Source organism: Enterobacter sp. AC1 (assembly GCF_050434705.1).
Classification (GTDB): Bacteria; Pseudomonadota; Gammaproteobacteria; order Enterobacterales; family Enterobacteriaceae; genus Enterobacter; species Enterobacter cloacae_L.
Genome location: NZ_JBNDIZ010000007.1, coordinates 249,162 through 259,712 on the forward strand (window position 1 = coordinate 249,162; position 10,551 = coordinate 259,712).

Genomic DNA, 10,551 nt, shown 5'->3' on the forward strand with positions numbered 1-10,551 from the left:
GTTGTGCCGCCGTTCATGCCGGGTGGCGGCTTCGCCTTACCCGGCCTACGAAACACAGCCCCCTGTAGGTCGGGTAAGCGAAGCGCCACCCGACACGTTTAAGGCTCACATCTTAAACAACCAGCACGCCGCGAAATGTCCTGGCGCAATCTCCTGCATGGCTGGCTCCTGCGTCTGGCAAACCGGCATGGCGTGCGGGCAGCGGCTGCAGAACTTACAGCCCTGCAGCGCGGACGTGGGGCCTGGAATATCGCCGCGCAGGGTGGCGTCTTCGAGATTGCGGATGCGCGGATCGGGCTGAGGAACCGCCGCCAGCAGCGCGCGGGTGTAAGGGTGCGCCGGACGCTGATACAGCTCATTCGCCGGGGCCACCTCTACCAGTTTGCCGAGATACATCACCCCAATGCGGCTGGAGATATGGCGCACCATGGAGAGATCGTGGGCGATAAACAGATAGGTTAGCCCCAGCTCCTGCTGCAGGTCCTGCAGAATATTCACCACCTGCGCCTGCACCGAGACGTCCAGCGCCGAGAGCGGCTCATCGCACAGCACAAATTCAGGATTCACGGACAACGCGCGGGCAATACTGATGCGCTGGCGCTGCCCGCCGCTGAACTCGTGCGGAAACCGTTCAAGGTGTTCCTGCTTCAGCCCAACTTTATAGAGCAGCGTTTCCGTACGCTCCTGCTGCGCTTCCCGGCTGTAGCCGTGGATCTGCATCGGCTCGGCCACCAGCTGCCGCACGGTCATTCCGGGGTTAAGCGAGGAATAAGGATCCTGAAAAATCGCCTGCATCCGCTTGCGCAGCGGCTTGAGCTCTTTTTCACGGGCGTGGGCGATCGCCTGCCCGGCGAAGTGGATCTCGCCCGAGGTAATATCGAAAAGGCGCAGTATGGCGCGCCCGAGGGTGGATTTTCCGCAGCCGGACTCCCCCACCAGGCCAAACGTCTCGCCGGGCTGGATATCAAAGCTCACGCCATCAACTGCCTTCACGGCCACGCCTTTACGCAGCAAACCGCCGTTGAGCGGATAGTGCTTGCGCAGATCGCGCACGCTCACTAAAGGCGTCTGTTGTTCACTCATGCCTGAATCTCCTTGTCGGCCCATAGCCAGCAGGCGGCGCGATGGCCCTCGCCAGTGGGATAAAACGCGGGCTGTCGCTCACACTGCAGCATGCGCTTCGGGCAGCGTTCGGCGAACGGGCAGCCCGGCGGCGGGTTAAGCAGGCCAGGCGGCGAACCTTCAATGGGCGATAAACGCTGGTTCACCTCATCCGGCCGCGGCAGCGAGGCCAGCAGACCTTGAGTGTAGGGATGCGCGGGGCGATAAAAAATGTCCTCCACGCTGCCCTCCTCCATCACCAGCCCGCCGTACATCACCACCACGCGGCTGCAGACCTGTGCCACCACGCCGAGATCGTGGGTGATCAGTAAAATCGCGGTCCGGGTCTGCTGCTGCAGGCTTTTCAGCAGGCGCAGGATCTGCGCCTGAATGGTCACGTCCAGCGCGGTGGTCGGCTCATCGGCAATAAGAAGCTTCGGATTGCAGGAGAGCGCAATGGCGATCATCACCCGCTGACGCATCCCGCCGCTGAACTCGTGCGGATACTGGTCGTACCGGCGTTCCGCTTCGGCAATGCCCACCTGTTCAAGCATGGCTATTGCTGTCGCTTTGGCCGCTTTTTTCGACAGCTTTTTATTTCGCACCAGGATCTCAGACATCTGCTTGCCGATAGTGAGCACCGGGTTCAGGGCGGTCATCGGATCCTGAAAAATCATCGCAATCTCGTTGCCGCGAATAGCGCGCATCTCCGCGGGGGTTTTCTGCGCCAGGTCCTCATTCTGGAAGCGGATGCTGCCGCCGGTTATCCGTCCGTTGCTCCCCAGAAGCTGGATAATAGACTTACAGGTGACGCTTTTCCCGCAGCCCGACTCGCCGACGATACCGACGAGTTCGCCCGGCTGAACCTGAAAGCTCACGCCGCGCACCGCGTGAACTTCGCCCTCGCGGGTGCGGAACGTGGTTTGCAGGTTCTCAAGCGCTAACAAGTTACTCATCGCGATTCGCTCCCGGTTCAAAGGCGGTACGGAACACATCGCCCAGCACGTTAAAGCTGAACACCGTCAGCAGGATCAGAATGCCGGGGAACATCGCCAGCCACGACGCTTCGCCAATATAAGACTGCGCGTTGTTAAGCATGCTGCCCCACGACGCCGCGGGTGCCTGCACCCCCAGCCCTAAGAAGCTGAGCGTTGATTCCATCAGGATGGCCGAGGCGATATTCAGCGTGGCCGCCACGATAATGGTCGGCAGCACGCCGGGAATGATGTGGCGCACGATAATGCGCAGCGGATGCGCTCCCGACGCGCGGGAATAAAGCACGTACTCGCGCTCTTTCACCGACAGCGTTTCGGCACGCACCAGCCGCGACATGTTCATCCACGTCAGCAGGCTGATAATCAGGATGATGTTATCCACGCCCGGCTTGAGGTAAGCATTCACCACCAGCAGCAGGAAGAAGGCCGGAATGGCCATCAGAATATCCACGGCGCGCATCATCAGGTTATCCAGCCAGCCGCCAAAATAGCCGCTCACCGTTCCCACCACCGTGCCGATAAGCGTGGAAAAGAGCATGGCGAGAAAACCGACCATCAGGGAGATCTGGCCGCCATACAGCGCGCGGGTGAAGTAGTCGCGCCCGTATTCATCGGTGCCGAACCAGTGCGCGGCATCCGGCGGTAGCGTGCGCGCGCCGAGCGCCATCCGATCCGGATCGTACGGGCTTAATCCCGCACAGAGCGCGGCGACAACGAAAATAAAAAGTACAAACAGAGAGAACTGCGCCGGACGGTTGCGGCGCAGCTGGTGACGAACCTGCTGCCAGCGTCTGCTCATCCGGTTACCTCAGCGTACGAATGCGGGGATCGGCGAAGCGGTAAAGCACATCGGCGATCAGGTTACCGACGATCAGCATCATCGACGAAAGCATGATGATCGCCATGATCAGCGGATAGTCCAGCGAGGCGATCGACTGGATCCCGAGCAGCCCCATCCCCGGCCAGGAGAAGACGCTCTCGGTTACATAAGCGCCCACAATCAGCTCGCCGAACGACAGGCCGAAGAGGGTTATCACCGGCAGCAGCACGTTTTTTAGCACGTGGCGGAACAGAATACTGGAACGCGTCGCGCCGTAGGCAAGCTGGGTCTGCACGTAGTCGGCGGAGAGCTGCGAAATGGTGTTGGAGCGGATGTAGCGCACGTAGCTGGAGAGGTTGTAGAACGTGAGCGCAATGCACGGCAGCACGCCGTGGCGCAGCAGATCCAGCCCGTTGTCCTCCATGCCGATGGTGCGCATCCCCATGCTGGGAAACCAGTTAAGCTGCACGGCAAAGACGGTGATGAGCAAAATACCGAACCAGAAAATCGGCACCGAGATGCCGATATAGGCGAACAGGTTCAGCAGGTGATCCAGCCAGCGGTGCTTAAATGCCCCCGCCAGCAGGCCCAGCGGGATCGCCAGCACGATCGCCAGCAGCAGCGACGCGCCCATCAGCCCCAGCGTGGCCGGAATGCGTTCGCCGATCATCTCCAGCACCGGACGATGGTAGATCAGCGAATAGCCGAGATCGCCCTGCAGGACGTTTTTCAGCCACAGAATGTACTGCGTGACCAGCGGCTTATCCAGCCCCAGGCTCTGGCGAATACGTTCGATATCCTCCGGGGCCATACGCGGCGTAATGTACGCCGCCACCGGATCGCCGGGCGCGAGTTTGACCAGCAAAAACGCCACCAGCGAAATGAAGAAAAGCATCGGCAGCAATTGCAGCAGCCGACGCGTGAGGAGTGTGTTCACGACGTGCCCTTACCAAAGCCCCGGCCTGACGGCCGGGGCAATCGCTTATTGCTGATAGATTTTTGACAGATCCTGGAACAGGTAAACCGGTTTCGGCTCTGCTTCCTGGGTGCCGCCGAAACGCTTGTCCACCGCGACGGTCGCATTGGTATAGGCGATCGGGTAGTACGTCATGTCGTTTGCCACGGTCTGCTGAATTTGCTTGTAGATATCGGCACGTTTCGCGGCGTCGGTTTCCACTGCGCCTTTATCCCACAGGGCATCAAACTGAGGATTTTTGTAGTGCGCGTAGTTATAGGCTTCGTTGCTCATGAACAGCGATTTGTAACCGTCCGGCTCTGACCCCATGATGTAGCCGCCCAGGTTCAGCTCCCACGCGGTGTTGTTCATGTCGAGGCTGCGCTGAGACATGGCGTTGGAGTCCAGCGGCATCAGCTCAACGTTCACCCCAATGCCCTTCAGCGCCTGCTGAATGTAGAGCGCCATGCTCTCCTGGGTTTTGTTGGTGTTTACATACGCCAGGCGCAGCTTGAGATTTTCCGGCGCGCCGGACGCCTTCAGCAGATCTTTGGCTTTTTGCAGGTCAAATTTGTACTGCTCGACGTCATCCGTTTTGTAAAGCGTATCTGGCGTCAGGAACGAGGTTGCCGGCTTGGCGTAGTCGAGCGAGGTAAACGCGGTCTGGGTCAGCTCGTCCTTGTTGATGGCGTAAGCAATGGCCTGACGCAGTTCTTTGCTCTTCATCACCGGCACGTTCTGGTTGAACGTCATATAGGCCAGACGACCTTCCGGATAGACCACGAAGTCGAACTTACCGGTATTTTTCAGGCGGTTCACATCCTGCGGGTCAACCATCTTGAGGTTGATTTCACCGTTTTGCAGCGCCAGGTTGGCGGCGTTACTGTCTTTGGCGAAACGGTAGGTCACTGAATCAAGCTTCGCTTTGCCGTTCCAGTAATCGTCAAAACGGGTCAGGGCGTAATACTGCCCGGCGCGGTACTCTTTAAATTTGAACGGCCCGGAGCCGACCGGCGCATCGTTTTTGGTGCTCTTTTCCAGATCGCCTTCACCGGCGAACACGTGCTGCGGGATCGGGTAGATCTGCACCAGGGTTCCGGTAAAGGCGGCGCTAACCTGCGGTAATGTGAATTTAACGGTGCGGTCGTCAACCTTGCTCACCTGTACCGGCTTATCGCCGTAGGTGAACATGCTGCGGAAGAAGCTGTGCTGTTTGGCATCCAGCAGCTTGTTGAACGTAAAGACCACGTCGTCCGCCGTCAGCGGCTGTCCGTCCTGCCATTTCAGGTTGGGTTTTAACGTCAGGGTGTAGCTCAGGTTGTCGGCAGACGGCGTCAGGCTTTCCGCCAGGCCCCACTCAATGTTGCCGTTATTAAAGCTGTACAGCGGGGCATAAAGCGCCTGCATGATCGTTAACGTTGTGCGGTCACTGGCATAGAGCGGATTAACGGCTAATGGGTCGCCGGAGGTAATACCGATAATCAGCGAACCGCCCTCTTTCGGCGCATCGCTTTTTGCCGCCGGGGACGTATTTGTCTCTTTATTTTTTGCATCATCACAGCCCGCCAGGCCTAACGCGAGCGAAACGACCACTGCCGATAACAGAAGCTTGCGCATCTCACTAACTCCTTGCCTTATAAAGTGTTTATTACTGCATCTTTTATTTATGTTGAAGCATCATATGCAGCTTTATCCGTTTACGCATTAATTATGAAAATGCGATTTTCGATTAAGCTTATGCCGGATTTGATATATATAAGCGCCAGAAGGAATAGCGGTTAATTGCTTGCGCTCACAACGTTAAACGGTTCACAAATCTCCTGCTACACTGCCTCAACACATCACTAAAAAGGCAGGCCAACATGTCAGACAACACGTATCAGCCACCAAAAGTATGGGAATGGAATAAAAACGGCGGCGGCGCGTTCGCCAACATCAACCGTCCGATTTCCGGCGCAACGCATGAGAAAGATCTTCCTGTCGGCTCTCACCCGCTGCAGCTCTACTCGCTGGGGACACCCAACGGCCAGAAAGTGACGATTATGCTCGAAGAGCTGCTGGCGCTGGGCGTGACGGGCGCGGAGTACGACGCGTGGTTGATCCGCATCGGCGAGGGCGACCAGTTCTCCAGCGGCTTTGTTGACGTGAACCCGAACTCGAAAATACCGGCACTTCGCGACTACTCCACGACTCCGCCAACGCGCGTATTTGAATCCGGCAATATCCTGCTCTATCTGGCAGAGAAGTTCGGTCACTTCCTGCCGAAAGATCCGGCGGGACGCACCGAGACGCTGAACTGGCTGTTCTGGCTCCAGGGCGCGGCGCCGTTCCTCGGCGGCGGTTTTGGCCACTTCTACAACTACGCCCCGGTGAAAATCGAGTACGCGATTGACCGCTTCACCATGGAAGCCAAACGCCTGTTCGACGTGCTGGATAAACAGCTGGCGCGCGGTCGTTACGTCGCGGGTGAGGAGTACACCATCGCGGATATCGCCATCTGGCCATGGTTCGGCTGCGTGGCGCTGGGCAGCGTCTATAACGCCGCCGAGTTCCTCGACGCAGAGAAGTACACTCACGTTCAGCGCTGGGCGAAAGACGTGGCGAACCGCCATGCCGTCAAGCGCGGACGCATCGTTAACCGCACCAGCGGCGAGCTGAACGAACAACTCCACGAGCGCCACGCGGCGAGCGACTTCGAGACGAATACGGAAGATAAGCGTCAGGCCTGACGGCTGGCCGGGCGGTTCGCCGCCCGGCAGATCCTTGCTCAAGGCATGATTAGCCTAAAGGTTGGGCCGGTGTTGCTGGCACTATCTGGCCGTTTCTCTCCTGTCAGACGCAGAGAGATGACGTCTCAACCGACAGCAGTCACAAAGGATCTGTTATGAAACTGATTAAAACTACGCTGGTTATCAGCGCCCTCATGTTTTCCACCTCGGGAATGGCCATCGACAAAACTGCCGCAGGCGCGGTTGCGGGCGCTGCCATTGGCGCGGCCACGGGCAAAGATCTGAAATCGACCGTTGGCGGCGCCGTCGTGGGCGCAGGTACCGGTGCCATGTTCAAAAATGGTGACAAGGGTAAAGCCGCGCGTAAGGGCGGCGCGGTAGGGGCCGCCGTGGGCGCGGGCGCTGCGGCGGTAACCGGGAAGAGCGTGCTGAAAGGTGCGGCAGTCGGCGCGGGTACAGGCGCACTGATTGGTGAAGCGACTCACTGACAGATATCGCCGGGCAGCGCTCTGCGAGCCCGGCATGAATAACACTTCCAGCCATCCTTTCCGCTTATCAAGAGCGCTTTATTCCTGTACGGTTCTCGTCAACAGCATTAGTACTTAATGTCCCGCGCTTTCTGTCTGCCGGCCTGCTTTATTTGCCGCTTGTCCTGACGGCAGTCGTGATTACTCTGGTTATTGTTCGCCACGCAGGTCTGCTTCACCTGGCGTGACGCATCGCGGGTTTCCTGCCTGACATCACGCGCCACGCGCCGTTCCTGCGCCTGCTGGGTCGCGCTGGCGGAAACCGAGAACAGCGTCAGAAAAATGAGAGAAAGGACAGGGATAAAAGATAACGATCTGTTCATAGCAACACCTCGTAGAAGAGAGCCCAGAACGTCAGGGGTTAGCAAAAGAATAGCAGTTTCAGCGCCGCTGAATGGGGAAGGCGTTGATAATACAAGGCCGCACAGGGCGGCCTTAACACGTTGCGTTATGCCGTCAGGCGGAACTTCTGCACCGAGCGCTGAAGATCTTCGGTCTGCCGCTCCAGCGCCGCCGCCGCCGCGGAAACCTCCTCCACCAGCGAGGCGTTTTGCTGCGTAACGCCGTCCATCTGGGTAATGGCAATTCCGACCTGCGAAATCCCTTTACTTTGCTCCTCAGAGGCCGAGGCTATTTGCTTCATAATGGTCGTCACTTCCGTCACGTCACGCAAAATCGCATCCATGGTGGTGCCGGTGTCGCTCACCAGCTTCGCCCCCTGCTCTACGCGGGAAACCGAATCGGTAATCAGCCCCTCAATCTCTTTGGCCGCGTTGGCGCTGCGGCTTGCCAGATTACGAACTTCACCAGCCACTACCGCGAAACCACGACCCTGTTCGCCCGCGCGCGCCGCTTCAACCGCCGCGTTAAGCGCCAGAATATTGGTCTGGAAGGCAATGCTGTTGATCACGTTGGTGATTTCAGCAATTTTCTTCGAGCTTTCCGAAATTCCGCTCATGGTGCTCACGACCTCTTCCACCAGCGAGCCGCCGCGGCTGGCGGTGGTTGAGGCCACATCGGCCAGCTGGCTTGCCTGACGCGCGCTTTCCGCGTTCAGCTTCACCGTGGCGGTCAACTGTTCCATGCTCGCCGCCGTCTCTTCCAGCGCGGCCGCCTGCTCTTCGGTACGGGAAGAGAGATCGTTGTTACCGCTGGAAATTTCCGTCGCACCGCGCCAGATATTCTCGCTGCCGGAGCGGATCGTGCTGACCGCTTCGCGCAGGCTGTCCTGCATGGCGCTCAGCAGCGGCACCAGCTGTCCCACGCAGTTGCGGCCGAACGGCTCAATGGGCTGGCTGAGATCGCCCTGGGCAATCTGGCGGAACTGCTGACGGATGCGGTCAAGCGGTTTGACCAGCATCGCCACCAGGTAGCGGTCGGTAAAGAGCAGGATCATCAGGCCGATAATCGTGGCGACGATAATCACCGTGCGGGTCATGCTGGTCAGGCCGTCCACCACCACGCGGGTGCTGTCGAGGGACTTCGCGGCAGCATTGTTGAACGCCTCAGCAGCCGCACCGAACGCGCGGCTCAGCGGCGGCGTAACATTGTTGGCCTGCTGGCGGTAACCCTCCAGAGCCCCCTGCTTCGCCTGCTGCATTTGCGGCGTGACGCCCTGCTCAAGCAGCGCCTGCCAGGTGCCAATCACCCGGGAAGAGATCTGCTCATCCATCGGGCCTGGAGAGATCGCTTTCATCTCGGCCAGTTTCTTGCCCATGTTATCCAGCGCCTGCTGGGCAGAGGCCAGATCCGGCGTGCCGCCTGCGGCTTTGACTTCCATTGCGCGGCTCAGACGGGTCACAAAGCGGAAATACTGATCGTTGCCCTGGCTGAGTACCGTCATCTGTTTAACCAGCTGGCGGTCCACCTCATTGCCATCTGAAACGCGAGAAAGGGACCAGGTGCTGTACAAGCCAACGCCCGCCCACATTAAACAAAAGATCCCCAGAATCGTCAGCATGACGAAGCGGATCGTGAAATTACGGAGCATGTTCATAAGTCTTCCTTGCCGTGAGGGTGAATTCGCCCAGAGGCGAGTACTCCTCTCGTTATCGGCAGGAAACAGGGAAATTATAACGTTTTGTGATCATTTTTAATTAGCGTGGCTTCACTGGTCGCACAGCCACCGTTAACCATTATCTTCGCGCCTGGTGATGTGATAAGTTCAGAATGAAAACGACGTTTCAAAAAATTATCGATAAGAAAAGGAGACATCATGTCCTGGTTCCCTGACGCTACCCGCTATGAACATATGCAGTACCGCTACTGTGGAAAGAGCGGTCTGCGCCTGCCCGCGCTGTCGCTGGGACTGTGGCACAGCTTCGGCCACGTCCAGCCTCTTGATGCCCAGCGCGCGCTGCTGCGCAAAGCTTTCGACCTCGGCATTACCCATTTCGATCTCGCCAATAACTATGGCCCGCCGGCGGGCAGCGCGGAAGAGAATTTCGGGCGCCTGCTGCGCGAGGATTTTGCCGCGTATCGCGACGAGCTGATTATCTCCACCAAGGCGGGTTACGACATGTGGCCGGGGCCGTACGGCTCGGGCGGTTCGCGTAAGTATCTGCTCGCCAGCCTCGACCAGAGCCTGAAGCGTATGGGCGTCGAGTACGTAGATATTTTTTACTCCCACCGCGTGGATGAAAACACGCCGATGGAAGAGACTGCCGCTGCGCTGGCCCACGCCGTGCAGAGCGGGAAAGCGCTGTACGTCGGGATTTCGTCCTATTCAACGGAGCGCACGCAGAAAATGGCCGACCTGCTTCGCGAGTGGAAAATCCCGCTGCTAATTCATCAGCCATCCTATAACCTGCTCAACCGCTGGGTGGATCACACCGGCCTGCTGGATACGCTTGAGAAAAACGGTACGGGCTGCATCGCGTTTACGCCCCTGGCCCAGGGTCTGCTGACCGGAAAATACCTGAACGGTATTCCTGAAGATTCACGCATGCAGCGTGAAGGCAAGAAAGTCCGTGGTCTGAACGAAAAAATGCTGACCGACGCCAACCTGAACAGCCTGCGTTTACTGAGTGAAATGGCGCTGGCGCGCGGTCAGACTATGGCGCAGATGGCGCTAAGCTGGCTGCTCAAGGATGAACGCGTAACATCGGTGCTAATCGGCGCAAGCCGTCCGGAACAGCTGGAAGAGAATGTTCAGGCGCTGGAAAACCTGCGCTTTACGGAGGACGAACTCAAGCGGATTGATCAGCACGTTGCGGATGGGGAGTTGAATCTGTGGCAGGCGTCGTCGGAGAAATAACCCTCACCCCGGCCCTCTCCCACAGGGAGAGGGAGAAAGGCCACACCGAGCGGTCCCCTCTCCCCTTTGGGGATGTACGGTCCGGGGACATAGTGAACACTTGTTCGGGGACATGGTAGACACTTACAACTAAGGCATAAGAACCCGTTTATGGAGTCGCTTATGCCC

Annotated in this window: 10 protein-coding genes; 3 read left to right on the forward strand and 7 right to left on the reverse strand. The window is 58.5% G+C overall.

Features of this window, described 5'->3' with window-relative positions; translation table 11 throughout:
- Positions 1-105 precede the first annotated feature (105 nt).
- From M2433_RS19370 to M2433_RS19390, 5 genes are read right to left on the reverse strand one after another with little or no spacing between them, the layout of a single operon-like run.
- Complete coding sequence (locus M2433_RS19370) at positions 106-1,083, reverse strand: ABC transporter ATP-binding protein (protein ID WP_429056296.1); 978 nt, start codon at positions 1,081-1,083, stop codon at positions 106-108.
- On the reverse strand, positions 1,080-2,057 hold the full coding sequence (locus M2433_RS19375) for an ABC transporter ATP-binding protein (RefSeq protein WP_429056298.1): 978 nt from the start codon (positions 2,055-2,057) through the stop codon (positions 1,080-1,082). The genes M2433_RS19370 and M2433_RS19375 overlap by 4 nt, the downstream gene beginning before the upstream one ends.
- Positions 2,050-2,895 carry an ABC transporter permease gene (locus M2433_RS19380; protein ID WP_429056300.1) on the reverse strand — a complete coding sequence of 282 codons (846 nt, stop codon included), beginning with the start codon at positions 2,893-2,895 and terminating at the stop codon, positions 2,050-2,052. The genes M2433_RS19375 and M2433_RS19380 overlap by 8 nt, the downstream gene beginning before the upstream one ends.
- A 4-nt stretch (positions 2,896-2,899) precedes the next feature.
- Positions 2,900-3,853: an ABC transporter permease gene (locus M2433_RS19385; protein ID WP_429056302.1), complete on the reverse strand. Its 954-nt coding sequence runs from the start codon at positions 3,851-3,853 to the stop codon at positions 2,900-2,902.
- A 45-nt stretch (positions 3,854-3,898) separates the two neighbouring features.
- Entirely contained in the window at positions 3,899-5,488 is a 1,590-nt protein-coding gene (locus tag M2433_RS19390) for an ABC transporter substrate-binding protein (RefSeq protein WP_429056304.1), read from the reverse strand.
- Between the two features lie 245 nt (positions 5,489-5,733).
- Here M2433_RS19390 and yghU point away from each other — a divergent pair, with 245 nt between their 5' ends.
- Together yghU and M2433_RS19400 are read left to right on the forward strand one after the other, a co-directional pair.
- The gene (gene yghU / locus M2433_RS19395; RefSeq protein WP_059312546.1) at positions 5,734-6,600 is read left to right on the forward strand and encodes a glutathione-dependent disulfide-bond oxidoreductase; all 867 of its coding nucleotides are present in this window, start codon (positions 5,734-5,736) and stop codon (positions 6,598-6,600) included.
- Positions 6,601-6,755: 155 nt separating this feature from the next.
- Positions 6,756-7,088 carry a glycine zipper domain-containing protein gene (locus M2433_RS19400; protein ID WP_059312547.1) on the forward strand — a complete coding sequence of 111 codons (333 nt, stop codon included), beginning with the start codon at positions 6,756-6,758 and terminating at the stop codon, positions 7,086-7,088.
- A gap of 107 nt (positions 7,089-7,195) precedes the next feature.
- Here the strand turns inward: M2433_RS19400 and M2433_RS19405 are convergent, their stop codons facing one another.
- Both M2433_RS19405 and M2433_RS19410 read right to left on the reverse strand, forming a co-directional pair.
- Positions 7,196-7,450, reverse strand: a complete 255-nt coding sequence (locus M2433_RS19405; protein ID WP_429056306.1) for a hypothetical protein — start codon at positions 7,448-7,450, stop codon at positions 7,196-7,198.
- Between the two features lie 125 nt (positions 7,451-7,575).
- A complete protein-coding gene (locus M2433_RS19410) occupies positions 7,576-9,123 on the reverse strand; it encodes a methyl-accepting chemotaxis protein (RefSeq protein WP_429056308.1) in 1,548 nt (515 codons plus the stop codon).
- Between the two features lie 219 nt (positions 9,124-9,342).
- Between M2433_RS19410 and M2433_RS19415 the strand changes: the two genes are divergently transcribed.
- Positions 9,343-10,383 (forward strand): aldo/keto reductase, encoded by a 1,041-nt coding sequence (locus M2433_RS19415; RefSeq protein ID WP_429056309.1) that lies wholly within the window; start codon positions 9,343-9,345, stop codon positions 10,381-10,383.
- Positions 10,384-10,551 lie beyond the last annotated feature (168 nt).

Bases quoted from the DNA above. Each gene is read 5' to 3' on its own strand.
- M2433_RS19370 (WP_429056296.1), bottom strand. From the start codon at position 1,083: ATGAGTGAACAACAGACGCCTTTAGTGAGCGTGCGCGATCTGCGCAAG.
- M2433_RS19375 (WP_429056298.1), bottom strand. From the start codon at position 2,057: ATGAGTAACTTGTTAGCGCTTGAGAACCTGCAAACCACGTTCCGCACC.
- M2433_RS19380 (WP_429056300.1), bottom strand. From the start codon at position 2,895: ATGAGCAGACGCTGGCAGCAGGTTCGTCACCAGCTGCGCCGCAACCGT.
- M2433_RS19390 (WP_429056304.1), bottom strand. From the start codon at position 5,488: ATGCGCAAGCTTCTGTTATCGGCAGTGGTCGTTTCGCTCGCGTTAGGC.
- yghU (WP_059312546.1), top strand. From the start codon at position 5,734: ATGTCAGACAACACGTATCAGCCACCAAAAGTATGGGAATGGAATAAA.
- M2433_RS19400 (WP_059312547.1), top strand. From the start codon at position 6,756: ATGAAACTGATTAAAACTACGCTGGTTATCAGCGCCCTCATGTTTTCC.
- M2433_RS19405 (WP_429056306.1), bottom strand. From the start codon at position 7,450: ATGAACAGATCGTTATCTTTTATCCCTGTCCTTTCTCTCATTTTTCTG.
- M2433_RS19410 (WP_429056308.1), bottom strand. From the start codon at position 9,123: ATGAACATGCTCCGTAATTTCACGATCCGCTTCGTCATGCTGACGATT.
- M2433_RS19415 (WP_429056309.1), top strand. From the start codon at position 9,343: ATGTCCTGGTTCCCTGACGCTACCCGCTATGAACATATGCAGTACCGC.